We start from the raw sequence: 22,788 nt of genomic DNA, 5'->3' as shown, positions 1-22,788 counted from the left end.
AAATCCAGGACTGAACATGATTAAATTATCGCAAGTCGCTCTTAAGCTGGGAAGTGCCGCAGGCGAGGTCAATATCCTTAATGGCATCGACCTACATATTGCTGCCGGCGAGACGGTGGGTCTGGTCGGTCCGTCGGGATCGGGCAAAACCAGCCTGATGCTGCTGCTGGCCGGGCTGGAAAGTGCGACGAACGGACAGATCAGCATCAACAATGCTCAAATTTCAGGCATGAGCGAAGATGCCTTGGCGCTGTTCCGCCGCCGCAACGTCGGCATCGTGTTTCAGTCCTTCCACCTCATTCCGACGATGACGGCGACCGAGAATGTGGCGGTGCCATTGGAACTGGCCGGCATGACCGACGCGTTCCCCATCGCCGAAAATGCGCTGAAGGAAGTTGGTCTCGGGCATCGCCTGGGCCACTACCCGTCGCAGCTTTCGGGTGGCGAACAGCAGCGTGTCGCCCTGGCGCGTGCCATCGCACCGCAGCCCAAATTGCTGTTGGCCGACGAACCCACCGGCAATCTTGATCATGATACCGGTGAGCGCATTATCGAATTGCTGTTCCGCCTGCGCGAACGCGTCGGCGCCACATTGTTGCTGATCACCCATGACCCGGCATTGGCCAGGCGCTGCGATCGTACCCTGCGAATGGCCGACGGGCGCATTGTTAGCGACGACCGGCTGGCGGCTTGACGTCCATGCGTGAAATCAAGCTGGCCTTCACCATTGCGCGGCGTGAGATGCGCGGTGGGCTCAAGCGCTTCGGCATTGTTATCGCCGCCTTGGGGCTCGGTGTCGGCATCATTGCCGGCGTCGGCTCGCTATCCGCCGCGATCGATGCTGGCTTCGCCAATGACGCGCGCGCCATTCTTGGCGGTGATGCGGAATTTCGCCTCGCCTATCGCGCTGCCGACGCCACCGAGATTGCGGCCCTGACAGAAGGCGGTGCGATCTCCCATGCCATGGAAATGCGCGCCATGGTCAAGCGCAAGGATGGCGATGGCACGCCGACCCTGTCCGAGGTCAAGGCGGTGGATGATGCCTACCCGCTTTACGGCGCGCCGGAACTGGCGCCGGCGATCCCGTTGAAGGACGCACTGGGTCAGGGGGCGGATGGTCTCTTCGGGGTCGTGGGCGAGCCGGCCCTGGCAGATCGCCTGGGTCTCAAGGTCGGCGACACGATCACGATCGGCGATTCCGACTACCGCCTGACATCCTTGCTGCAGTTTGAGCCCGACCGCGGTTTGCGTGGCTTCTCGCTGGGGCCCCGCCTGATGATGTCGCCGGAAGCGCTGGAGCGTTCTGGCCTGCTTCAGCCAGGCGCACTTGTCTATCATCTCTATCGCGTTGCCTATAAGCCCGGGCTCGACGGTCCTGCCTTTCTCGACAAACTGCGGGAAGACCTGCCCAAGGCCGGGTGGCGCATTCGCGACCTTGGTGATGCAGCATCCGGGGCGACACGTTTCCTCGACCGCACGGCGCAGTTCCTCAATGTGGTTGGCTTCGCAGCTCTTCTCATCGGCGGCATCGGCATCGCCAATGCGGTGCGCGCCTATCTTGAAAGCCGCGCGCAATCGCTGGCGATCCTGCGCTGCCTCGGTGCGACGTCGCGCCTGCTGTTCGCCATCTATGGCATGCAGATTTTGGGCATGGCCGTCATTGGCATCCTGGTGGGTCTGGTGATTGGCATTGCCCTCCCTTTCGGGGCGCAATCGGCCTTGAGCAGTTATGGCCTGCGCTTGTTGCCGGGCCTTTATGTCCTGCCGCTCGGCTTTGCGACGGCGGTCGGCTTGATGACCGCCGCCAGTTTCTCACTGCTGCCATTGCTGCGTGCGCAGCGCATCCGGCCGGCTCAGCTCTTCCGTGCCTTGGCCATGGAACTGGGGGCGGTGAAGAAGGTGGACGCGCTCGTTCTTGGCATCATCGGCTGCGTGCTCGCTGGCCTCATCCTGCTGGGCAGCCAGGACAAGGTACTCGGCACCTGGTTCATCATCGCTTCGCTCATCGCCCTGGCATTGTTCCGCCTGCTTGCCATCGGCATACGTGATCTTGCTGCAATTCTGCGCAGGCGCGCGCAGGCCCAGGCATGGCCGCAATCCTTGCGCTTTGCCTTGGGTGCGATGGTGCGGCCGCAAGCCCCGGCCGCCGGCATCGTCATTTCGTTGGGTCTCGGCCTGACGATCCTGGTTGCGGTCGGCCTCATCCAGCGCAGCTTGACGCGCGATATCGCGGAAACCTTGCCGGCGCAGGCGCCGAGCTTCTATTTCATCGACATTCAGCCCAGCCAACTGGCAAGTTTCAGCGATGAGATAGGCAAGTATCCCACCGCGACGGGTTTTGAGCATGTGCCGATGCTGCGTGGGCGCATATCGCAGGTGAACGGCGTCCCGTCGGAGAAAGTGAATGCGCCGGCGGATATCGCCTGGGTCTTGCGTGGAGATCGTGGCATCACCTGGTCGGTGGAACCGCCGCCTGGCGCCAAGATCACGGCCGGCGAATGGTGGCCCAAGGACTATAATGGCGAGCCACTGATCTCGTTGGATGCCGAAACGGCACGGGGCCTCGGCCTGAAGATCGGTGATTCCCTCACGGTCAACATCCTGGGGCGCGAGATCACCGGCAAGATCGCGTCGTTCCGCGAGATCGACTGGTCACGGCTCGACATCAATTTTGTCATGGTCTTCTCGCCTGGCCTGATCTCCGGCGCGCCGCAAACCCACATTGCCACGGTTCATGTCGAGCCTGACCGAGAGAGCGCATTGGTGAAGGATCTGGCCGGCAAATATCCCAATGTCTCCGCCATCCGCGTGAAGGACGCAATTTCGACCGCCACCCGCATCCTGGATGCGGTAGGCTGGGCCGTGCGGGCCGCAGCGGCCATTGCTCTTGTCGTCGGCGCGCTGGTTCTTGCCGGTGCCATGGCAAGCGGCCAGCAGCGCCGCATCTATGAGGCCGTGCTGCTGAAGATGCTGGGCGGTACCAGGCGGGATGTTGCCCTGGGCTACCTCACCGAATTCGCCGTTCTCGCCGGCCTCAGTGCGGTTTTTGCCCTGGGGATCGGCAGCACGGGTGCCTACTTCTTCCTGACCAAGGTCATGGAAAGCAGCTGGGTCTTCGACCTGCCGCTGATCCTGGGTATCTTGGCCTTGAGCCTGCTGCTGGCTGTGGGCCTGGGCTTTGCCGGCTCCTGGCGGGCGCTCGGCGCCCGCGCTGCCCCCTATCTGCGCAACGAGTGACTACTACTGCGCCGCGCTCGACGGGGCGACCGGTGGCCAGGAATCGACCATGACGGCGCGGGAGGGGGCAGCGTCGCCCGTTTCCGCCTCGGCCAGAACGGTCATCAACGTGCTGCGCAGCGCCTTGAGGCGCTGATCGCTTTCGATCTTCAGGCCGAAATGGTCCTTCACATAGAACACGTCGATGGCACGGTGGCCGAACGTCGATACCTTGGCGGATGATATCTGCAGGTTGAGCTTGGTGAGGGCAGCGGTGAGGTAATAGAGCAGGCCGCGCCGGTCGCGACCGTTGACCTCGACCACCGTATGCGTGGCGCTGGCCTTGTTGTCGATGAGGACACGCGGGATGACCGGAAAGTTCAGCGCCGCCGGATTGGCGAGCGGCGGCAGATCCTGAAGCTGCGCCAGGGTCTGGTCCGGCGCTTCGAGGACGCGCGTGATGGTGCTGGAAAGCCGGGCCAGGCGGGCCGGTCGGTCGAACGGCCCGCCTTCGCCGTCTTGGACGAAGAAGGTGTCGATCGCCTTTCCATTGCGCAAGGTGACGATGCGGGCATCGACGATATTGGCGCCGCACAACGCCATGGCACCGGCGAGTTGCGAGAACAGGCCTTGCCTGTCTGGGGTATAGATCGTGACCTCGGTCATCGCCCGCCAGCGATCCACATTGAACTCGACCGAGAGCGGCCGCTCCTCCATCTCCGCCGCGCGGATCATGCGCGCGTGACGACCCAGAGCCGCCGGTGGGAATGCCAGCCAATAGGCGGAATGACCGCGCGCGGCGTGGGACGCGATATCGTCATCCGACCAGTCGGGCAGTTCCTGCTTCAACAGACTGATGACCGAGGCGGCACGGTCTTCCTCGGTTGTGTTGAGGCCGCCCATCATCTGGTTAAAGGCACGTGTATAAAGCTCGCGCAGCAGCTGCGCCTTCCAGCCGTTCCAAGTCTTCGGCCCAACCGCGCGGATATCCGACACGGTCAGCACCAGAAGGAGACGCAGGCGTTCAGGCGACTGCACCAAATCGACAAAATCAGCAATCGTCTTCGGGTCGTCGATGTCGCGGCGAAAGGCCGTATTGCTCATCAGCAGGTGATAGCGCACCAGCCAGGCAACCTGTTCGGTCTCTTCTGCAGTAAGGCCCAGGCGCGGGCAGAGTTTCTCGGCGACGTCACCGCCCAACAGCGAGTGATCACCTGCCCGGCCCTTGGCAATGTCGTGGAGCAGCACGGCGAGATAGAGCACCCGGCGCGAGATGACTTCCTTGACCACCTGGCTGGCGATCGGCGCCTCATCCTTGAGCTCGCCGCTTTCGATGCGGGTCAAGATGCCGATGGCAAAGAGCGTATGCTCGTCGACCGTGTAGGAGTGGTACATGTCGTATTGCATCTGCGCCACGACACGGCCGAAATCGGGGATGAACCGCCCCAGTACGCCGACTTCGCTCAGGCGTCGCAAGGTCTGCTCGGGGCCTTTTTCAGATGTCAGCATATCGAGGAACAGGGCATTGGCTGCCGGATCGTCGCGGATCCGGTCCACCAGGCGCAGGGAATGTGACATCGCCGTCATCGCCGTGGGGTGAATCTCGACGTCGTGCCTTTGTGAAACGGCGAATATGCGCAGCAGGTCGCCGGGGTGTTGCGAGAAATGATCCGCACGCGGAATGGTCAGGCGCCCGCCCTCGATCGGAAATCCGCCCAGTTCCTTCTTCAGAATGCCCAGGGCCGGCAGGCGCAACATGGGCTTCTTGATGAATTGTGCCTCGATCGCGGCGCAGACATAGCGCGTCAGGCCACCCACTGATTTTGCGATGAGGAAATAATGCTTCATCAGTCGCTCGACACCCTTGGTGCCCGCGTGATCGGTATAGCCAAGGCGCCGAGCGATCTCGGGCTGCAGGTCGAAGGTCAGTCGCTCCTCACCGCGGCCGGTCAGATAGTGGAGGTGATAGCGCAGGGTCCAATAGAAATTGAGCGCCTTGTCGAATGTGGCGCGCTCGGCCGCGGTCAGCATGCCGCTCTTGACCAGATCCTGCATGCTGCTGGCGCCGCAGCAGAAGCGTGCCAGCCACAGCAATGTCTGCAGGTCGCGGAGGCCGCCTTTGCCTTCCTTGATATTGGGTTCCAGCGTATAGCGCGAGCCACCGTGCTTGTGGTGCCGCGCATTCCGTTCCGCGAGCTTCCCTTGGTAGAAGGGTTCGGCATGGCCCTTGACGATCTGTTTGGCAAAACGCTTCTGGAATTCGTCGTAGAGCCCCTGGTCACCCCAGATGTAGCGCGCCTCAAGAAGATTGGTCCGGATGGTGAGGTCCGAATCCGCCTGGCGCATGCATTCTTCGACCGATCGCGCCGCCTGGCCGACTTTCAGCCCCAAATCCCACAGGCGATAGAGCATGAACTCCACCACCTGTTCGCAATAGGGCGCCATCTTGTAGGGCAGCAGGAACAGGAGGTCGATGTCGGAATAGGGCGCCAGTTCACCGCGGCCGTAGCCGCCCACGGCAATGAGGGTCAGCCTCTCGGCGACCGTCGGGTTCCCCAGTGGAAAGGCTCTCTGGGTCGTGAAATCGAACAAGCCGCGCAGCAACTGGTCGACCAGAAAGCTCGCCTCATGCGCGCTGGTAAGCCCAGCCTGGGCGCCGCGACTGTTGCCAAGGAACCGGCGCTGGATCTGGTCGCGTCCCGCCTGAAGATGGCGCTTAAGAATCTCGACCAGCTCCGGCCCGGGATTGGACGGGTCGGAAACCCGCTCCGCCAGGGCATTGAGTTCCGCCATGAGGGCCCGGCGGTCGAGAATGGCCCGCTGATTGTCGATTTCGAACATGGTGCAATTTAGCAGGCGGCAGGCGGCGGCGAAAGCCAGCCGACCGCCGATCTGGGTTCAGGGGAAATCAATCAGCTTCAGGGCCTTATAGACTTGGTCGCGATTGCCGGTGCGGCTGCAGCCGAAACCGACGATATGACGGCGCCAGCCGCCCCATTGATCGCGCGAGGTATACTTCTGGAAACCCACGCAGGCCGACGGAACGGTCTTGTACTCGCTGTCGAATTCCGACGTGGTGAGGCCCTGTTCACCACTGCCGCCGCGCCAATGCTCAAAGGTCAACTCCGAGAACACGTCGCCCAAGGATTCGCGCAGGCCCCTTGTGTCGAAGATGTAGCCGTAATTCGTGTGGAGATCGGCGACGACCAAGAAATGGCTGCCATCGGTCGAATTTGCTTCGAGCGTTTCGATCGTTACGTCCGACACGGTTTCTTCACCGCAGATCGTGTCGAAGCCACCGTCCTGCATCTGGATCTTGATGGAATTGCATTCGACTTCGTTGTCGGCAGCCAGGCTCGCCCGTGTGCCGCTGAGCGTCAGCCCAAGGCCGATGACAGCCAAGGCGCCGAGGAAAAGCATCTGTCGCTGCGCGCCGGAGGCAAAGGCCAAAATCATTGAGGTTTTTCCCGATTCAGTTGCTGGTAGGACCCTCCCGACTTTGGCCGACGCCAGGGGGGCGCGTCAAATGCAGACTGCCAGCCGCTGTGGGTCAGGTGATCGGCCGCGATTTTTCTTGGCGATCCGCCGGAAAGTGGGGTTAACTCGTCGAAAGATTGGGCTAAGGCGGCTCTTTTCAAGATCAGCCGGCCCGCCAAAGCGACAGGGCAAGGGGGCTAAAATGGCGCAATTTGCGCTTCAGGTTGAGGATCTGCACAAGCGATTCGGCGAGCTCGAGGTTCTGAAAGGCGTCTCGGTAACCGCCCATACGGGTGATGTCATCGCCATGATCGGCTCGTCGGGATCTGGCAAGAGCACGCTTTTGCGCTGTATCAATCTGTTGGAGACGCCCGATTCCGGCAAAGTCACGGTGAGCGGTGAACTCATCCGCATGCGGGCACTCAAAAATGGGCATGCCACGCCAGAGGATTGGAAGCAGGTCGACCGCATTCGCTCGACCCTCGGCATGGTGTTCCAGAGTTTCAATCTGTGGTCGCACATGACGATCCTTGAGAACGTCATCGAGGCGCCGGTCCATGTGCTCAAGCTGCCGAAAAAGGAAGCGATCGAGCGCGCTGAAAAGCTTCTTGCCAAGGTCGGCATTGCCGACAAGCGCAACCACTATCCCAGCCACCTCTCCGGCGGCCAGCAACAGCGTGCGGCGATTGCGCGGGCGCTGGCGATGGAGCCCAAGGTGATGCTGTTCGACGAGCCGACTTCGGCGCTCGATCCGGAGCTGGTTGGCGAAGTGCTGCGCGTGATGCGGCAACTCGCCGAAGAAGGCCGCACGATGCTGGTCGTGACGCATGAAATGGGCTTCGCCCGTGAGGTTGCCAACAAGGTCATTTTCCTGCACCAGGGCCGGATCGAGGAAGAAGGCAACCCGCGCGAGGTCTTTGCCAATCCGCGTTCCGACCGCTTGCGGGGATTCCTGCAGACTGCGCATCACAAGTGATCGCATAGACGCAACCTAAGTTGTCCCAGTCGTTCGACAATCCCGTCTCGTGAAGGCTTTGTTAACCAATCTGCCGGACACTCGCCGCCGATAGGCGTGCGGTGGCTATGACAGCCGCTGCCGGGACAGCAGGGCAGTGAGCGGCCGCGTGACGCAAAGACCAAGGACAGGGGAAGACAGGGTACGGCCAGGCCGCGACCTTGGTGCGGCAATAGCCTTTGCGCTCAATCTAGGCGGTTTGCTTGTTGTTGGCTGCCTGTTCGCGCTGGAGCAGGGCAATTTGCGCGTTCTCAGCGCGATCGCCGGCCTGACACTGATCGCCAATCTTTTCTTTACGTGGCATGCGTGGCGTCGTCGTGCACGCGGCCCGGCCTATGCCGAGGCATTCATGTCGCTGGTCCTCGATTCCGTCGATGCCGCGATCACTGTCTATGATGCCAAGGGTCGCCTGCTGCGCGCCAACAAGGGTGCGGAGCAACTTTCCGGCTTCAGCGAAGCCGAACTGCTCGACCCGGCGACCTGGCGTCACATCCTGCCGGAAATGGACTATGACCGGGTCGTCGAGATCGTCAGTGGCCGCCGCGCCGATGAGTACCCGGTCATCAATGAGAACTACTGGGTGCATCGTTCCGGTGAGAAACGCCTGCTGCGCTGGTCCAATGTGGCGCTGAAGGACGCCAAGGGCCGCATCTCGCTCATCGTTTGCATCGGCTTCGACATCACCGAGCAGCGTCGCTTCGAAGGCGACTTGATTACCGCGAAAAACGATGCCGAGATCGCCAATCGCGCGAAATCGGAGTTCCTGGCCAATATGAGCCATGAACTGCGCACGCCGCTCAACGCCATTCTCGGTTTTGCGGAAGTCATCCGAGACCAGCGCCTGGCGACGGATCTGGAGGTGATGCGCCGTTACGCGACCGACATTTACGACAGCGGTCATCTGCTGTTGCAGCTCATCAACGATATTCTCGACATGGCCAAGCTCGAATCCGGTCGGATCGATTTGGAGGAACGGGAACTTGATGTTCCCGCCATCATCGCCAGCAGCCGCCGCTTGGTGGAACAGAAGGCAGTCGCAGGTGGTGTTGAATTGCAAACGGAGATCGCGCCAGGTCTGCCGCCATTGATGGGCGGCGAGCGCGCGTTGAAGCAGATCGTCCTCAATCTGCTGTCCAATGCGGTGAAGTTCACGCCGCAAAATGGGACGACGCGCATCACTGCAGGGCTCAATAAACAAGGCGGTATGGAGATCGCCGTCAGCGATAGCGGCATCGGCATTGCTGCGGCATCGCTAGAAAAGCTGTTCCAGCCCTTCTATCAGGTCGACGCGAAGGTTTCGCGTCGCTACGGCGGCACGGGACTGGGCCTCGCCATCACCAAGAAGCTGGTAGATGCACACAACGGCCAGATTGCCGTCAGTTCGTCTCCCAACCAGGGGACCAAGGTGACCGTCACATTCCCGCCGAGCCGCACGCTGCATGCATTGCGGGCAACGAGGGAATCCCAGCCGGAGCCAGGATCCCTAGCATTCTAAAGTTACGGACGCAATTACTCGGTCGCCGCCGGCGCAGGCGCGCTCGCCGGTGCCGGCGGCTGCGCCGGCTGCTGTGACTGCATCTGTTGCGCCTCGGATTCCGCCTGTTGCGCCTCCTGGGTCTTGAAAGTCGGCGCTGCCTCCAGCTGTTCTTCGGTGTAGTTCACCTGCAGCAGCTTAGGCTCCGGCTGGACGTCGACTTCATCCCAGGTGAGGCCGACGGATTTGGCGCCAAGGCCCATGATACCGCCAACCGACAGCACCAGTCCGGTCGCCTTGCCGCTGGTATCGAACAGGATATCCTTCACCACCCCGACCTTCTCCCCTTCGGGACTGAAGACGGTGGTCCCGATCAGGTTCTCGGCCCGCACCTCATTGGCGCGCTGCGCGGGAATGACGGCTTCGGCAGGTGGTGGGGCCGCCGCCGGTTCGGCAGCGATTGTGCCGACGCCTTCGCCGCTTGGCGTGGTCGGGGCGACGCCTTGATCGGTCGGTGCCGGTGGTAGTGTCGTTGCGTCATCGGCTATTGCGGGCAGGGTCAGGGCATACCCCATCGGCAGGGACGCCACGGTGGCCGCCAGCAGAATACGCTTCATCATGACCTCTCTCCTTGCTCAGTTTTAATTCGTCGTCGCGGGCATGCGTTGACGCATCCGCACATCATAAAAATGTGTGCAGAGAGGGATCGTTCCATGCTGTCGGTGACAAGGATGTGAGCGTCGATTTGACTTCTCACGATCATGTCACCAGTGGCGAAATGTCCGAAACATCGCTAGTGTCTGCGCGTCACCAATGTCGGAGGTTTGTCATGGGTTGGATTAGTTGGATCGTGTTCGGACTCGTTGCCGGCATCATTGCCAAATGGATCATGCCAGGACGTGACCCAGGCGGCTTCATCATCACGACGGTCATCGGCATCGTCGGCGCGATGCTTGGTGGCTGGCTAGCCACCATGTTCGGCCTCGGCGACATCACCGGCTTCGATATCAAGAGCTTCATCATCGCGGTCATCGGGTCGCTGTTGCTGCTCTTCATCTATCGTCGCATTCGCGCCTGAGGCCGAGGCCCTATGTCCCGCCCCAATATCCTGTTCGTTATGTTCGACCAGCTGGCAGCGCTCTCGCTGCCGGCCTACGGCCACAAGCTGGTCAAGACACCGCATATCGATGCCTTGGCGGCGCGCGGGACATTGTTCGAGAATGCCTATTGTGCGGCGCCGCTCTGCTCGCCGTCGCGTTTCGGTATGCTGAGCGGCCTGCTGCCCTCGCGCTTCGGCGCCTTCGACAATGCCAGTGAACTGCCATCCAGCATGCCAACTTTCCTGCATGTGCTGCGCCGTGCCGGCTATCGCACCTGCCTGTCGGGCAAGATGGATTTCACGGGCGCGGACCAGTTGCACGGTTATGAGGAGCGGCTTACGACCGATCTGTCGCCGTCCGATCTCGGCTGGACGCCGGATTGGGATCATGGCGGCGATGCTCAACCCTGGTACCACACGCTGCAAAGCGTCGCCGAGGCGGGTCCTTGCGATTATTCGCTGTCGCTGCAATATGACGAGGACGCGACCTTCAAGGCGCGGCAATGGCTCCATCAGCATGCCGGCGCCAAGGATGGCCGGCCCTTCATGCTGACGCTTTCGGTCATGCATCCGCACGACCCTTATCTCGCATTGCGCCCATTCTGGGATATGTACGCGCACGACGCGATAGATATGCCGGTGGTGCCACGACAGGACGATGCCGCCGGCCGGCGCATGTACCAGCTCTATGATCGCGGCGAGATTCCTCTCACCTCCGAACAGATCCGCCGCGCCCGCCATGCCTATTACGGCATGATCTCCTATTGCGATGCGCTGCTCGGCCGCCTCGTCGATACGCTGAAGTCGCTTGGCCAACTCGACAACACAATCGTCATTGTGACCTCGGATCACGGCGACATGCTGGGCGAGCGCGGCATGTGGTACAAGATGACGTTCTTCGACCGCGCGATCCGCGTGCCGCTGGTCTTTGCTGGCCCCGGTATCAAGGAGGGACAGCGCGTCGCGCCGCCGGTTTCGCATCTCGATCTCATGTCGACTTTCGCGGACATGGTGGGTGGTGGCCTGGATGGGCTTTTGCAGGACGGTCAATCCCTGCTGCCGGTGCTTGCCGGCAAAGCCCAGCCGCAAGGCAGGATCGCCGCCGAGTACATGGGCGAGGGTTACGAACAACCGGCGATCATGCTGCGGGTGGGATCGCTGAAATTCACCTATGCGCCCGACGACGGCCCGACGCTTTATGACCTTGCCGCCGATCCGCGCGAGCTCAAGAATCTCGCAGCCGATCCGGCCCACGCCGCTGACGTTGCCTCTTTCACCGAGGCCGCCAATGCGCGCTGGAACTTCGCTCATCTGCGTGACGCGGTCCTTGCCAGCCAGCGCCGCCGCCGCCTGGTGCATGACGCCCTGGTGAAGGGACGCCTGGCGCCGTGGGATTTCGAACCGCGTCAGGATGCGGCATCGACCTATTACCGAAATTGGGGCGTCGATCTTCCCGATCCAGACGCGGCGCTGCGACTGCCCCGCAGAGGTTGAGACCAGCCTCAGAGCCGGTCGCGCACGTCTTCCTTGCGCAATGAGACCGAGAGATAACATCCGAATTCATTCGGAAAATCGGCGCCGACCCGGGCATGCACCTTTCCCTGGCGACCGAAGAAGCGGAAGCTGTCATTCACCGGGCATAGCGCCTCGTGCCAGATGCCGGGATGTATGTAGAGCCCCGTGCCACCCTCCGAATAGAAGGCAACGAAGCTATCCGGCGTGATGTCGTCGCCCGGCAAGGCAAGCGTGGTGACAAAAGGTCCAGGCTCCAGCGGAAAGAACAGCTGGCCCCCATCGGGATGGTAATTGCAGCGCCACAACAGCAACGCGTCGCGGGGCGCCGTCTGGCGATCCTCCCGCGCCTGGCTGGGCTGGCAGGTCCAGCCCAATACGTAATCGTCGTCGACGGCTTCGTTGCGCGCGCGCAGAACGTCCCCGTGCCATTGGAAGCGGAACAGGCCCTCGGTCGTGCCGCCCTGGTCGCCGGTCCCCGGTTCAACCTGCCGCCAGCCCAGCGACGGCCAGCGCACGATCTCGACCTTCCTGGCGTCGGCTTGGGTGATGATCTCGCCATAACCTTGGAGGTTCTCCGGCGTCGCCTTGATGAGCGGGATGCGGTGCACGGGCTTGTCAGGCATCGCCGAGGCGAGCGGCTTCAGGTTGGGTGCGTTCTGGATCGGGGATGTAACAGTCACGGGTGAAACCCTCCGGCTGAAGGAAATGGCCCGTCAGTTTCCGCGTCCTGATGACATAAATCCAATTTGATATGCTGGCATATAATATTATTAAAACTTATACTGTCATCATGAGCTACAGCCAATTGCGGGCGTTTGATGCCGTGGCCCGATCCGGAAGTTTCTCGCGCGCCGCCGACATGCTGGGGGTGACGCAGCCTGCCGTTTCGCTGCAGGTGGCGGCCCTCGAACGGGCCTACCGTACCGATCTCCTGACGCGCAAAGGTGCGACGGTCAGCCTGACGGCGGATGGCGCTACGCTGTTCGGCCTGACGCGCCAGATGTTCGGGGTCGAGGCCGAGATCGAGGATTTCCTCGGCAGTTCCTTGAAGCTGCAGCGCGGCCATCTGCGCTTTGCCGCCGATGGGCCGCATCTCGCGCTTGACCTGCTCGCCGCCTTCCGCGCCAGTCACCCTGGCGTTACGGTCGAGCTCATTCTGGGAAATGCGACGGAGACATGGAATGCCTTGCTGCAATCAGCGGCGGACATTGCCATGTTGGCCAATCCGCCCGAGGATCCGCGCGTTGCAGCACTCCCGGTCGCCGTTCAGGACATGATGCTGCTGGTACCGCGCGGCCATGCGCTGGCAAAACGTGGCGAGGTTGCCTTGAAGGATATCGTTGCCGAAAAGGTCGTCTTCCGTGAGCACGGGTCCAATACCCAGCGCACGCTGGAGCGCGCCTTGCGCAAGCAACGCCTGCATCTTTTCCCTGTGCTCACCGTGGGCAGCCGCGAAGCGATGATCGAGGCTGTGTCGCGTCGCATTGGCGTTGGCTTTGTTTTTGATCGCGAGAAGAACGCTGATCCGCGCAGCGTCGCCGTGCCGATCCGCGAACTGAGGGGATCAAACCGCAACATGCTGGTCTATCTTAAGCCGCGCCGCCGGCGCCGCACCGTCGCCGCTCTGATCGAGATCGCGTCTAAGCAGCCAGTCGCTGCGCAATAAGGTCGCGGATGCGCGGGTCGTGGTAATCCTTCACCGCCACATGGGCGCCGTGACCCTGCATCGTTTCCGGCGGCAGCGAGGTGGCAAGCCCCACCAGCGTCAACCCGGCACCAAGCGCCGCCTGCATGCCGGAAGGTGAATCCTCGAAGGCGACAGATTTGCGGGCATCGGCTCCCAGTCGTTCCAGGCCAGTTAGGTAGGGCAGGGGATGGGGTTTCGCCTGTGCCAGTTCATCGCCGATCACCAGTGTCTCAAAGCGGTGGGCGAGACCGAGGCCCTCCAGCACCAGTTCGGCATTGGCGCGCGGCGCATTGGTGACGACGCCGCAGGGAATCCCTTCTGCCTTCACCCAGTCGAGCAGGTCGATGAGGCCGGCGATGGGCGTGAGATCCCGCACCATGCCGCGATAGGCTTCTTCCTTGCGCGACAGCAATGCCAGCGCCGCGTCGCGGCCCAGATGCGGCAGGAAGGTTTCGGCAATCCCCGCATTGGGCTGGCCCATGATCTTGGCGGTGTAGGTTGGCCGATCAACCTGGAAGCCGTGCTCGGCGAACAGGCGGTTGAAGGCGTCAAGGTGCAGGTGATCGGTGTCGACCAGGGTTCCATCGAGGTCGAACAGCAAGGCGGCTTTCATCGAAAATCCTGAAATGGGGGAAAAATGAGCCGGCCGCGGGGCGTTGCCGCCTCACCAGGCCCGTGAGAAATCGTCACTTGTCGTTCTACCCGAGGGCAGTCGACCATGGTGCCGTTATTTGCGGGCACCAGACCCGAGCGATTCGAATAACGGGGAAACTGTGACGCGAAAGGCACAGAAGGGGGCGGTGGCCCCGCGCCGCATGGATCTGACACCTGCATTGGTGGCTCGTGTTCATCGCGTGCTGGCCGACGAAGGGCCGGATCCGATGCTCTCCTACCACAGCGATGCCGACTATGCGGCGATCGCTGCGGAAATGCTGGCCGATCTCCAGCCCGGTACGCCCTGCTGGCTTTTCGCCTACGGCTCGCTCATCTGGAAGCCTGAGGTGCCGCATGTGGATGAGATGCGCGGCACGGCGCTGGGGTTCCACCGCGATTTCTGCTTCCGCGTTGTGCGCTTCCGCGGCACGCGCGCGACGCCGGGTCTGATGATGGCGCTCGATCGCGGCGGGCGGTGCACCGGCATGCTCTATCGTCTGCCGGATGACGGCCTTAGGGCACATGTCGAAAAGCTCTTCCGGCGTGAGTTCACCGTGAAGCCACCGAACTGTCGGCCTCGCTGGGTGAATGTTGCTATAGAAGGGGGCGCGCGGGTGAGGGCTATAGCCTTCGTCATGAACCGCAAGGCGCCGAGCTATATGGGAAAGCTGCCGCCGGACGAAATCGCCAATATCCTGGCCGAGGCCTGCGGTCACTGGGGATCCTGCGCCGAGTATCTCTATCAGACCGTGGCGCATCTCGAAGCCAAGGGAATCCACGACCGGCATCTGTGGCGTCTGCAGCAATTGGTGGCCGCACGTATCATGTCACGCCAGCCATAAAAGAAGAGCCCTGCCCGGTATGAACGGACAGGGCTCTTGGCGACGCCGACGTGCTATGGCGCGGCGGGGTTCGCGGCGCCGTTGTCCGGGCTACTTCCGTTGGGCTGCTGCAAGGTGTTGTTGTCATCGGGCGTCGTTTGCTCTGGGGGCGTCGTTTGCTCCGGCCCCGACTGGGTGTTGATATCGGAATCGTCCGGCTGTTCTGGCACCGTCGTATTCGGCTGATCTTGGCGCGGGCAGTTGGCTGGATCGCCGGGAAAGCCCGTGCAGGTGCCGCCACTAGGGGCGGTCGGATCGGTTGGCGTGTTTTGCTGTTCCTGCGCCAGGGCGGGGGCGGAACCGGCGACCATGGCAGCCAGGGCCACCATCGACAGGCTGAAGCGACGTGTCATCTCGCTCTCCTTATCTTCGGGGTGCACACTGCCAAGGAAATGGTTGCCGGCTCGCCCTGTTCCTCCGAATTGCCCCGTAATGGATGGGCGTCTTAGGAAATATGCGTATTAACAATAACTTAGATGTATCGCATCCGCATCAAGCCAATCGGAATCGGAGACTGGGCCTGTGACGGATCTCACATCTCCTCCGCTTTCCCTTGAACCCTTTCCGGTCCAGCCCACTTAGCAGAGCATCGCCGCGCCACGATGGCCCGCATCGAGCCCAACCGAGAAGCGACGGCATTTGACGGAGGCTTTCATGCCTGGTCCCGTAGATTACACAGACGTCCTGCAGCAAGCCGACGTCCATCACCACCCGATCAGCAGCGGCTGGACGTTCTTTGGCGCAATTGCGCTCCTGATCGTTGGCGCCTCGACGCTCGCACAGTTCTTCTAGGCAAGGCGAGGTTTGAGCCATCGCTTTCACAGGCGCGATTTGTTACCCCAGCAACTGCAAGCTCCCAAACGCCGCCAGCATGCTTGCTGACGGCGTTTGTCGAGTTGCCCGATCAGTCCTCGATTTCCTGGTACAGGATCAATTCCGCTTCGCGGTCCAGATCGCTGGGCAGCATGATGAAAGTCTCTCCCCAGCCGGCCAGCGTTTTGATCCACAAGAGATTGTTCCCGGCTTCGCCACGTGATGTCGTGGGGTCTAGTTGATAGGCGGAAATCACGGCGCCACGCGTATCGCAGGCAGCGCGGTTTTGTGATCGTATCGTCTCGGTAATCAGCCCATCATCGCCGGCACGATGCCGTTCCAGGCATGCCTTGATCCGGCTATCGAGTGCCGGTCGCTGTTCGATAGCGGTCAGCAACTCCGGCGAGATGAACAGATGGCCGGTGGGTATGGTTTTCTGGTTTGTAGACATCGGTAGCCCTTTCATGAAAACGAACACATGCCTCACTGCATGTGCTTTCCAGGGCTATCGATCGAAATGGCAAGCTTTGGTGGACCCGATCAGAATCGAACTGACGACCTCCTCATTGCGAACGAGGCGCTCTCCCAACTGAGCTACGGGCCCACCCGCTGGGGCATCCGGCGCATTGGCCGGAGCGGGCGGAATATGGTGGGGGGCGCGGGCGCTGTCAAGCCTGGGTTAATGCCTTGAATTCGGCGGAAAAAGAGCCATCTTCGACAGCGTTGGCGTAGGACGGGGCAGGGTGCGGGGCGAATCCCGCCGGTGTCAGCGTGATACGCTGGGTCGGGTGCTGCTTGATAGGCGGGTTGGGCTGGCTTAGCTTGCGGGTCGCTCAACGGGCAGCGTCGCCCGGCGGAATCGGGGCGGGACAACCAGCGGCGACGGATCAAACTATGCAATCCATTGGAATTCTGATCGATACGGTCATTTGGATCTTTACCTGGGTCCTCATCATCAACATTGCCCTGGGCTGGCTCATCCATTTCAACATCCTCAATCCGCGCCAGCAGCTGGTCCGCATGGTGGGCGAGGTGACCTACCGGGTTACCGAACCCGCCTTGCGGCCGATCCGTCGATACATCCCCAGTGTCGGCGGGCTCGATTTGTCGCCGATCGTCCTCATCTTGTTGCTGCAATTCCTGCGCAACCTGATGTGGGAATACGTCATCTATCGCTGATCTCCATCTGTGCTCCTGGGCCTGACATGCGCCGCACCTGTCACGAGGTGACGGCCGAGGGTATTCGCCTGCGCTTGCGGGTGACGCCTAAGTCGCGCCGCGAGGGGCCGCAGGGTTTCGTCGAGATGCCCGAGGGTGGCTGGGCCCTGAAGCTCGGCATCAATGCGGCTCCCGAGGATGGCAAGGCCAATGCCGCCATCGTGGCATTGCTCGCCAAGCATCTTCCTGTCGCAAAAGCGGCGATTTCGGTCGCCGCCGGGGCAAAAGACCGGCGCAAGCTGGTGGACATTCGGGGCCGGCCGCCGGAACTCGTGGCAGCGCTCGAGGCCTGGCTATCTCCCATTCTTGAATACGAGGCGTGAGGCATCATGAGCGAGCAGAAGATCATCGACGGCAAGGCCTTCGCCGAAAAGCTCCGCGGCAAGATCGCGGCCCAAGTTGCGACCCTGAAATCGAAGAACGGCTTCACGCCGGGTCTTGCGGTTGTGCTGGTCGGTGAAGATCCGGCCTCCAAAGTCTATGTGCGCAACAAGGGCGAGCAGACCAAGGCCTCGGGCATGAACAGCTTCGAGCACAAGCTCGATGCCTCGACCTCGCAGGAGACGCTGCTGAAGCTGATCGACCAGCTGAACAGAGATCCGCAGGTCAACGGCATCCTGGTGCAGCTACCGTTGCCCAAGCAGATCGATGCCCAGGCCGTCATCAACGCCATCGATCCCGATAAGGATGTCGACGGCTTTCATGTCGTGAATGCAGGCCGCTTGGCGACCGGCGGGCAAGGCCTGGTGCCCTGCACGCCCTATGGCTGCCTGCTGCTGCTCAAGGACCGACTGGGCGATCTTGCCGGCAAGCATGCCGTGGTCATCGGCCGCTCCAACATCGTTGGCAAGCCGATGGCGCAGTTGCTGCTCAATGAAAGCTGCACCGTCACCATCGCTCATTCGAAGACCAAGGATCTGCCGGCCGAAGTGCGCCGCGCCGACATCGTCATTGCCGCCGTCGGGCGGCCCGAAATGGTGAAGGGCGACTGGCTGAAGGATGGGGCCGTCGTTATCGATGTCGGCATCAACCGCATCGAGAAGGATGGCAAAGGCAAGTTGGTGGGCGACTGTGACTTCCAGTCCTGCCTGCCCAAGGCCTCGGCGATCACGCCGGTGCCGGGTGGCGTCGGGCCGATGACGATCGCCATGCTGCTTCATTCGACCCTGGTCGCCGCCTGCCGCCAGCATGGGGTCGCTCTGCCGGAATAGGCCCCGGATCGCCCCCTTCAGGGAGCAATCAGGGGCGCGCTGGCGTGGTGATCGATTACGGATGCATTTTTTGCTAGCTTCGGCGTCATGATCGAGATCACCAGCCGTATCCAACTCGACCCGCGAGAGATCCAGGAGAGCTTCATTCGCGCCTCCGGGCCGGGTGGACAGAATGTCAACAAGGTATCTTCTGCGGTCGAGCTACGCTTCGACGCGAAGAACTCACCCAGCCTGCCGGAAGGGGTGCGCGAGCGTTTGATGAAGCTCGCCGGGCGGCGGCTGACGCTGACCGGCGAGATTGTCATTACCGCCCAAAGCCACCGCAGCCAGGAGATGAACCGCGCCGACGCCCTGGAAAAGCTGGTCGACCTGATCCGCCAGGCGACTATTGTGCCCAAGGTGCGCCGCAAGACCAAGCCGACCCGGGCCTCCAAGGAAAAGCGCATGGACAGCAAATCGAAGCGCGGCAATGTCAAGAAGCTTCGCCAGGGAAAACCTGATTACTGAGTGTGGCGCATTACCGGTCCGGCTCGACTGTTTCCAGTGACGCCGCGGCAAGGTCGAGGACGACCTTGCCGACCTCTTCGAAATTGACCGTGACGCGGCTGCCCACAACGCTTTGGACCCGCCCCAGGCCCCATTCCGGACAGTTCGGGTTGCGCACGAAGCCGCCAGGGGCGAGAGTGGCCGGATCGGTAGATTCGCTCATGCCAGGGAACTTACATGAAAATTGACCTCGCCGTCCTCGAACTGACCTGCTCGCGCCTTTGCCACGACCTGATCAGCCCGATCGGCGCTGTCAATAACGGGTTGGAATTGCTGGAGGACGAGCAGGACCCGGAACTGGTGGCCGAGGCCCGGGCGCTGGCGGCAAGGTCTGCGCGGCGCGCTTCGATCCTGCTGCAGGCATATCGCTGTGCCCTGGGCAATGCCGGCAATCAGGCCAGTTTCGGCTTTGGCGAGGCCATAAAGCTCGCGCGCGACTACCTGGAGGGCGGGCGGGTGACGCTCTCGGGCGTGCCGGCCATGTCGCCCAGCGACTTGCCCGGCGGCTGGTCCAAACTGCTGCTGGTGGGGGTTATCCTGTTGTCCGAGACCCTGCCGCGGGGTGGCGACCTGGCCCTAAGCGTGACCGGCGAGGGGGAGGCCGCTCGCTTCACCATCACGGCCGAAGGTAGCCAGATCGTCTTTGCCGATGACGTGAAGATGCTGCTGTCCGGCGATTCGGGGGCGGCACCCCTCGATGCCCGCAATGTCCTGGCCTACCTCACCGGCCTGGTGGCGACCCGGCTGAAATTGAAGATCGAAGCCAGCCAGCACGGTGTCGGGCGTCTAGATTTCCGCATCCTCTAAAAGATCGGCCTCGATCGCCAGCGAGGTGTCGCTGTCGGACCCATCCAGGCGAAATTTGCCAATTTTTGGAAGAAGTTGCTGGTCGTTCGGTGGCTTCACGCAAAATTAATCCTTTTCGCCAAGGATTAGCTCGCGAAAACGGCTGCCAGGGTGATCCCACACTGGCCGCTCAATCGCTGGCCAAGATGATGGCAAACGGAGTGGGGCAGGCGCTATGGACGATCTGTTGAGCGAGTTTCTGACCGAAACCAACGAGAATCTCGCCGTACTCGATGTCGAGCTCGTGAAGCTCGAACAAAATCCCAACGATATCGACTTGCTGTCGAATATCTTCCGACTGGTGCATACGGTGAAAGGCACCTGCGGCTTCCTCGGCCTGCCGCGCCTCGAATCGGTGGCGCATGCGGGCGAGAACGTCCTCGGCAAGGTGCGCGATGGTGAGCTGGAAGTTACCGCCCAGGCGGTAACCCTCATTCTCGCCTGTCTGGACCGCATTCGCTCGATCATGGGTGATCTCGAAGCGACCGGCACCGAGCCGGAAGGCGATGACTCGGAACTGATCAAGAGCCTCAACGCCTTTGCCGACGGCAAGGCGGCAGCACCTGCCGCAGCAGCCGCGCCCGCCCCGGCGCCAGCAGCACCCGCAGCACCCGCCGCGGCGGAAGCCAAGTCCGGCGCGTCGATCTATGAGCAGATCGGCGGCATGGGCACGGTCGATGCCGTGGTCGAAGTGATGTTCAACCGCATCATGGGCGATCTCCGGCTGAAGACCGTGTTCGAAGGCGACAGCATCGATCACGTCCAAGGCTACATGCGCGACCACCTGGCACAGATGTGCGGTGGCCCAGCCACTACCGCGCCGCATCCAATCTCTGGCCGCGCCATGTCGGACGTGCAGTTTGATGCCCTCTGCGGCCATCTGCAGGCGGCGCTCAACACGCTGGAAGTGCCGCAACAGATCGCGGCGATGATCATGGGCATGGTCTATGCCATGCGCGAAGAAGCGACGGGCGTTGCCCCGGCCGCTGTCGAGGCGGCACCCGCCCCGGTCGAAGCCAAGCCCGTCAAGGCGGCTCCGGCCAAGAAGGAAACGGCCGATGCCGATACCAAGGAATCGGCGATCGCCAATCAAAGCATCCGCGTCAATGTCGAGTTGCTCGAGAATCTGATGACCATGGTCAGCGAACTTGTGCTGACCCGCAACCAGGTCCTGCAGATCTTGCGCAAGCACAAGGACAGCGAATTCGCGGCGCCATTGCAGCGCCTCAATCACGTAACGTCCGAGCTGCAGGAAGGCGTCATGAAGACGCGCATGCAGCCGATCGGCAATGCCTGGGCCAAGCTGCCGCGCATCATTCGCGACCTTAGCCACGAATTGAAGAAGAAGATCGACCTGGTCATGATCGGCCAGGAAACCGAACTCGACCGCCAGGTCCTTGAGATGATCAAGGATCCGCTCACCCACATGGTGCGCAATTCGGCCGACCACGCCATCGAGATTCCGGAAGAGCGCCGCCGCGCGGGCAAGCCGGAAACCGGCAAGATCACGCTCAACGCCTATCACGAAGGCGGCCACATCATCATCGAAGTGAATGATGACGGCAAAGGCCTCGCCCTCGACAAGATCAAGGCGAAGATTCTCCAGAACAACCTCGCTACCGAAGGCGAGCTGGAGAACATGTCGGATCAGCAGATCCAGCAGTATATCTTCAAGGCCGGCTTCTCGACTGCCGCTAAGGTGACCAGCGTCTCTGGTCGTGGCGTCGGCATGGATGTCGTGCGCACCAACATCGAAAAGATCGGCGGCACCATTGAGCTGCGCTCGGTCGAAGGCAAGGGCACCAGCTTCTCGATCAAGATTCCGCTGACCCTCGCGATCGTCTCGGCGCTGGTCGTCGAATGCGCCGCCGAGCGTTTCGCCATTCCGCAGATCAGCGTTGTCGAACTCGTCCGCGCATCGCCGACCGGCGAGCTGAAGGTCGAGCGCATCAACGACACGCCGATCCTGCGCCTTCGCAACAAGCTGTTGCCGCTGGTCTCGCTGCGCGAGAAATTGAAGCTGCAGGCGGAGACCGACCGCAGCAGCGACGATACTTTCATCGTCGTGACCCAGGTCGGCACCTATCAGTTCGGCATCATGGTCGACCGTGTGTTCGACACGGAAGAAATCGTTGTGAAGCCAGTGGCGCCGATCCTGCGCCATATCGAAGTGTTCTCCGGCAATACCATTCTGGGCGATGGCTCGGTCATCATGATCCTGGATCCGAACGGTATCGCTGCCGCATCGGGCCAGATCAGCATGGGCGATGCCGATGCCGCCGAGAAGCAGGCGCTGCGCAGCCGGGCGCATGGCGATGAAGCCGTGCCGCTGCTGTTGTTCCGTGCCGGCGAAGGTGCCCCAAAGGCCGTGCCATTGGCGCTGGTCGCGCGTCTCGAGGAAATCGAACGTACGGCGATCGAACGTTCGAACGATCGACTCGTCGTGCAGTATCGCGGCCAATTGATGCCGCTGGTGCCGCTCGAAGGCTATCCGGATATGAGTGGCAAGGAAGGCCGTCAGCCGGTCCTGGTCTTCTCTGACCGCGAGCATTCGATGGGGCTGATGGTCGATGAGATCGTCGACATCGTCGAAGCGAAGCTCAATGTCGATCTCGCCGCCGAGACTCCGGGCCGTATCGGTTCGGCGATCATCGCCGGCCAGGCCACCGACATCATCGATACCGGCTTCTTCCTGTCGCAGGCATTTGCCGATTGGTTCGGCTCGCGCCGCGAAGACTCGGTGGGCGACAAGGCGCGCCGCGTGCTGATGGTTGATGACAGTGCCTTCTTCCGCAATCTGCTGGCGCCGCAGCTGGCCGCGGCCGGTTTCTCGGTGACAGCGGTCGACAGCGGTGACAAGGCGATGGAACTGGCCGAAGCCGGTGAGGAATTCGATCTTATCATCTCGGACATCGAGATGCCGGGGATGGATGGCTTTGCCTTCTGCGAGGCCGTGAAGAAGAGCGGCCGCTGGCAGCAGACGCCGATCATCGCCCTGTCGTCCCATGCCAGCCCGAAAGAACTGGCCAAGGGCCGCGAAGTCGGGTTCGACGACTACGTCGCCAAGTATGATCGCGAAGGCCTGGTGCATATTCTCAACGAAGCTCTTTCTGAAGTGCGAGGTGCCGCATGAGCG

23 protein-coding genes and 1 tRNA gene are annotated in these 22,788 nt (G+C 61.9%); 15 read left to right on the top strand and 9 right to left on the bottom strand.

The genetic code is table 11. The features are described 5' to 3' along the window. Positions 1-16 precede the first annotated feature (16 nt). Positions 17-694 (top strand): ABC transporter ATP-binding protein, encoded by a 678-nt coding sequence (locus SMD31_RS01645; protein ID WP_320498884.1) that lies wholly within the window; start codon positions 17-19, stop codon positions 692-694. A 5-nt stretch (positions 695-699) separates the two neighbouring features. After that, the gene (locus tag SMD31_RS01640) at positions 700-3,237 is read left to right on the top strand and encodes an ABC transporter permease (RefSeq protein WP_320498883.1); all 2,538 of its coding nucleotides are present in this window, start codon (positions 700-702) and stop codon (positions 3,235-3,237) included. Positions 3,238-3,240: 3 nt separating this feature from the next. Here the strand turns inward: SMD31_RS01640 and SMD31_RS01635 are convergent, their stop codons facing one another. Then, positions 3,241-6,057, bottom strand: a complete 2,817-nt coding sequence (locus SMD31_RS01635; RefSeq protein WP_320498882.1) for a [protein-PII] uridylyltransferase — start codon at positions 6,055-6,057, stop codon at positions 3,241-3,243. Positions 6,058-6,114: 57 nt separating this feature from the next. Next, positions 6,115-6,672, bottom strand: a complete 558-nt coding sequence (locus SMD31_RS01630; protein WP_320498879.1) for a hypothetical protein — start codon at positions 6,670-6,672, stop codon at positions 6,115-6,117. A 223-nt stretch (positions 6,673-6,895) separates the two neighbouring features. Here SMD31_RS01630 and SMD31_RS01625 point away from each other — a divergent pair, with 223 nt between their 5' ends. Both SMD31_RS01625 and SMD31_RS01620 read left to right on the top strand, forming a co-directional pair. Further along, entirely contained in the window at positions 6,896-7,669 is a 774-nt protein-coding gene (locus SMD31_RS01625; RefSeq protein ID WP_320498878.1) for an ABC transporter ATP-binding protein, read from the top strand. Positions 7,670-7,949: 280 nt separating this feature from the next. Continuing rightward, complete coding sequence (locus SMD31_RS01620) at positions 7,950-9,203, top strand: sensor histidine kinase (protein ID WP_320498876.1); 1,254 nt, start codon at positions 7,950-7,952, stop codon at positions 9,201-9,203. 14 nt (positions 9,204-9,217) lie between these two features. Here the strand turns inward: SMD31_RS01620 and SMD31_RS01615 are convergent, their stop codons facing one another. Beyond that, positions 9,218-9,802 carry a PRC-barrel domain-containing protein gene (locus SMD31_RS01615; RefSeq protein ID WP_320498875.1) on the bottom strand — a complete coding sequence of 195 codons (585 nt, stop codon included), beginning with the start codon at positions 9,800-9,802 and terminating at the stop codon, positions 9,218-9,220. 209 nt (positions 9,803-10,011) lie between these two features. Between SMD31_RS01615 and SMD31_RS01610 the strand changes: the two genes are divergently transcribed. Together SMD31_RS01610 and betC are read left to right on the top strand one after the other, a co-directional pair. Then, on the top strand, positions 10,012-10,260 hold the full coding sequence (locus SMD31_RS01610; RefSeq protein ID WP_320498874.1) for a GlsB/YeaQ/YmgE family stress response membrane protein: 249 nt from the start codon (positions 10,012-10,014) through the stop codon (positions 10,258-10,260). Positions 10,261-10,272: 12 nt separating this feature from the next. Then, positions 10,273-11,775, top strand: coding sequence for a choline-sulfatase (gene betC / locus SMD31_RS01605; protein WP_320498872.1), 1,503 nt, complete (start codon positions 10,273-10,275; stop codon positions 11,773-11,775). Positions 11,776-11,783: 8 nt separating this feature from the next. On the opposite strand, the gene SMD31_RS01600 is transcribed toward betC, so the two are convergent. Beyond that, positions 11,784-12,476: an ureidoglycolate lyase gene (locus SMD31_RS01600; protein WP_320498871.1), complete on the bottom strand. Its 693-nt coding sequence runs from the start codon at positions 12,474-12,476 to the stop codon at positions 11,784-11,786. 71 nt (positions 12,477-12,547) lie between these two features. Between SMD31_RS01600 and SMD31_RS01595 the strand changes: the two genes are divergently transcribed. Further along, the gene (locus SMD31_RS01595; RefSeq protein ID WP_320498870.1) at positions 12,548-13,462 is read left to right on the top strand and encodes a LysR family transcriptional regulator; all 915 of its coding nucleotides are present in this window, start codon (positions 12,548-12,550) and stop codon (positions 13,460-13,462) included. Here the strand turns inward: SMD31_RS01595 and SMD31_RS01590 are convergent. Then, positions 13,437-14,096 carry an HAD family hydrolase gene (locus tag SMD31_RS01590; RefSeq protein ID WP_320498868.1) on the bottom strand — a complete coding sequence of 220 codons (660 nt, stop codon included), beginning with the start codon at positions 14,094-14,096 and terminating at the stop codon, positions 13,437-13,439. The genes SMD31_RS01595 and SMD31_RS01590 overlap by 26 nt on opposite strands. Positions 14,097-14,256: 160 nt before the next feature. On the opposite strand from SMD31_RS01590, the gene SMD31_RS01585 reads away from it, so the two are divergent. Further along, the gene (locus tag SMD31_RS01585; protein ID WP_320498865.1) at positions 14,257-14,979 is read left to right on the top strand and encodes a gamma-glutamylcyclotransferase; all 723 of its coding nucleotides are present in this window, start codon (positions 14,257-14,259) and stop codon (positions 14,977-14,979) included. Between the two features lie 53 nt (positions 14,980-15,032). On the opposite strand, the gene SMD31_RS01580 is transcribed toward SMD31_RS01585, so the two are convergent. Beyond that, the gene (locus tag SMD31_RS01580; protein WP_320498864.1) at positions 15,033-15,371 is read right to left on the bottom strand and encodes a hypothetical protein; all 339 of its coding nucleotides are present in this window, start codon (positions 15,369-15,371) and stop codon (positions 15,033-15,035) included. A gap of 301 nt (positions 15,372-15,672) precedes the next feature. On the opposite strand from SMD31_RS01580, the gene SMD31_RS01575 reads away from it, so the two are divergent. Next, on the top strand, positions 15,673-15,810 hold the full coding sequence (locus SMD31_RS01575) for a hypothetical protein (RefSeq protein WP_320498862.1): 138 nt from the start codon (positions 15,673-15,675) through the stop codon (positions 15,808-15,810). Positions 15,811-15,922: 112 nt separating this feature from the next. Here SMD31_RS01575 and SMD31_RS01570 read toward each other — a convergent pair whose 3' ends face one another. Both SMD31_RS01570 and SMD31_RS01565 read right to left on the bottom strand, forming a co-directional pair. After that, positions 15,923-16,282: a hypothetical protein gene (locus tag SMD31_RS01570; protein ID WP_320498861.1), complete on the bottom strand. Its 360-nt coding sequence runs from the start codon at positions 16,280-16,282 to the stop codon at positions 15,923-15,925. Between the two features lie 77 nt (positions 16,283-16,359). Beyond that, a tRNA-Ala gene (locus tag SMD31_RS01565) sits at positions 16,360-16,435 on the bottom strand. 290 nt (positions 16,436-16,725) lie between these two features. On the opposite strand from SMD31_RS01565, the gene SMD31_RS01560 reads away from it, so the two are divergent. The 4 genes from SMD31_RS01560 to arfB all read left to right on the top strand — a co-directional run bounded on the left by SMD31_RS01560 (position 16,726) and on the right by arfB (position 18,767). Then, positions 16,726-17,010 (top strand): YggT family protein, encoded by a 285-nt coding sequence (locus tag SMD31_RS01560; protein ID WP_320498860.1) that lies wholly within the window; start codon positions 16,726-16,728, stop codon positions 17,008-17,010. A gap of 26 nt (positions 17,011-17,036) precedes the next feature. After that, positions 17,037-17,372, top strand: coding sequence for a DUF167 domain-containing protein (locus SMD31_RS01555; protein WP_320498858.1), 336 nt, complete (start codon positions 17,037-17,039; stop codon positions 17,370-17,372). Positions 17,373-17,378: 6 nt separating this feature from the next. Next, a complete protein-coding gene (gene folD, locus SMD31_RS01550; RefSeq protein WP_320498857.1) occupies positions 17,379-18,260 on the top strand; it encodes a bifunctional methylenetetrahydrofolate dehydrogenase/methenyltetrahydrofolate cyclohydrolase FolD in 882 nt (293 codons plus the stop codon). Between the two features lie 87 nt (positions 18,261-18,347). Continuing rightward, on the top strand, positions 18,348-18,767 hold the full coding sequence (gene arfB, locus SMD31_RS01545; protein WP_320498856.1) for an alternative ribosome rescue aminoacyl-tRNA hydrolase ArfB: 420 nt from the start codon (positions 18,348-18,350) through the stop codon (positions 18,765-18,767). A 10-nt stretch (positions 18,768-18,777) separates the two neighbouring features. Here arfB and SMD31_RS01540 read toward each other — a convergent pair whose 3' ends face one another. Then, the gene (locus tag SMD31_RS01540) at positions 18,778-18,969 is read right to left on the bottom strand and encodes a DUF3553 domain-containing protein (RefSeq protein ID WP_320498855.1); all 192 of its coding nucleotides are present in this window, start codon (positions 18,967-18,969) and stop codon (positions 18,778-18,780) included. A gap of 14 nt (positions 18,970-18,983) precedes the next feature. Between SMD31_RS01540 and SMD31_RS01535 the strand changes: the two genes are divergently transcribed. Together SMD31_RS01535 and SMD31_RS01530 are read left to right on the top strand one after the other, a co-directional pair. Further along, on the top strand, positions 18,984-19,613 hold the full coding sequence (locus tag SMD31_RS01535) for a histidine phosphotransferase family protein (RefSeq protein ID WP_320498854.1): 630 nt from the start codon (positions 18,984-18,986) through the stop codon (positions 19,611-19,613). Between the two features lie 214 nt (positions 19,614-19,827). Further along, the gene (locus tag SMD31_RS01530) at positions 19,828-22,785 is read left to right on the top strand and encodes a chemotaxis protein CheW (RefSeq protein ID WP_320498853.1); all 2,958 of its coding nucleotides are present in this window, start codon (positions 19,828-19,830) and stop codon (positions 22,783-22,785) included. Positions 22,786-22,788: the final 3 nt, after the last annotated feature.

It is taken from the genome of Dongia rigui (genome assembly GCF_034044635.1).
In the GTDB taxonomy this organism is placed as follows: Bacteria; Pseudomonadota; Alphaproteobacteria; order Dongiales; family Dongiaceae; genus Dongia; species Dongia rigui.
This window is presented reverse-complemented; position numbering and strand designations above follow the sequence as displayed.

What these genes read in the sequence shown, in the direction of transcription:
- SMD31_RS01645 (WP_320498884.1), top strand. Translation starts at nt 17, where the DNA reads ATGATTAAATTATCGCAAGTCGCTCTTAAGCTGGGAAGTGCCGCAGGC.
- SMD31_RS01640 (WP_320498883.1), top strand. Translation starts at nt 700, where the DNA reads ATGCGTGAAATCAAGCTGGCCTTCACCATTGCGCGGCGTGAGATGCGC.
- SMD31_RS01635 (WP_320498882.1), bottom strand. Translation starts at nt 6,057, where the DNA reads ATGTTCGAAATCGACAATCAGCGGGCCATTCTCGACCGCCGGGCCCTC.
- SMD31_RS01630 (WP_320498879.1), bottom strand. Translation starts at nt 6,672, where the DNA reads ATGATTTTGGCCTTTGCCTCCGGCGCGCAGCGACAGATGCTTTTCCTC.
- SMD31_RS01625 (WP_320498878.1), top strand. Translation starts at nt 6,896, where the DNA reads ATGGCGCAATTTGCGCTTCAGGTTGAGGATCTGCACAAGCGATTCGGC.
- SMD31_RS01615 (WP_320498875.1), bottom strand. Translation starts at nt 9,802, where the DNA reads ATGATGAAGCGTATTCTGCTGGCGGCCACCGTGGCGTCCCTGCCGATG.
- SMD31_RS01610 (WP_320498874.1), top strand. Translation starts at nt 10,012, where the DNA reads ATGGGTTGGATTAGTTGGATCGTGTTCGGACTCGTTGCCGGCATCATT.
- betC (WP_320498872.1), top strand. Translation starts at nt 10,273, where the DNA reads ATGTCCCGCCCCAATATCCTGTTCGTTATGTTCGACCAGCTGGCAGCG.
- SMD31_RS01595 (WP_320498870.1), top strand. Translation starts at nt 12,548, where the DNA reads ATGCTGGCATATAATATTATTAAAACTTATACTGTCATCATGAGCTAC.
- SMD31_RS01590 (WP_320498868.1), bottom strand. Translation starts at nt 14,096, where the DNA reads ATGAAAGCCGCCTTGCTGTTCGACCTCGATGGAACCCTGGTCGACACC.
- SMD31_RS01580 (WP_320498864.1), bottom strand. Translation starts at nt 15,371, where the DNA reads ATGACACGTCGCTTCAGCCTGTCGATGGTGGCCCTGGCTGCCATGGTC.
- SMD31_RS01575 (WP_320498862.1), top strand. Translation starts at nt 15,673, where the DNA reads ATGCCTGGTCCCGTAGATTACACAGACGTCCTGCAGCAAGCCGACGTC.
- SMD31_RS01570 (WP_320498861.1), bottom strand. Translation starts at nt 16,282, where the DNA reads ATGTCTACAAACCAGAAAACCATACCCACCGGCCATCTGTTCATCTCG.
- SMD31_RS01560 (WP_320498860.1), top strand. Translation starts at nt 16,726, where the DNA reads ATGCAATCCATTGGAATTCTGATCGATACGGTCATTTGGATCTTTACC.
- SMD31_RS01555 (WP_320498858.1), top strand. Translation starts at nt 17,037, where the DNA reads ATGCGCCGCACCTGTCACGAGGTGACGGCCGAGGGTATTCGCCTGCGC.
- folD (WP_320498857.1), top strand. Translation starts at nt 17,379, where the DNA reads ATGAGCGAGCAGAAGATCATCGACGGCAAGGCCTTCGCCGAAAAGCTC.
- arfB (WP_320498856.1), top strand. Translation starts at nt 18,348, where the DNA reads ATGATCGAGATCACCAGCCGTATCCAACTCGACCCGCGAGAGATCCAG.
- SMD31_RS01540 (WP_320498855.1), bottom strand. Translation starts at nt 18,969, where the DNA reads ATGAGCGAATCTACCGATCCGGCCACTCTCGCCCCTGGCGGCTTCGTG.
- SMD31_RS01535 (WP_320498854.1), top strand. Translation starts at nt 18,984, where the DNA reads ATGAAAATTGACCTCGCCGTCCTCGAACTGACCTGCTCGCGCCTTTGC.
- SMD31_RS01530 (WP_320498853.1), top strand. Translation starts at nt 19,828, where the DNA reads ATGGACGATCTGTTGAGCGAGTTTCTGACCGAAACCAACGAGAATCTC.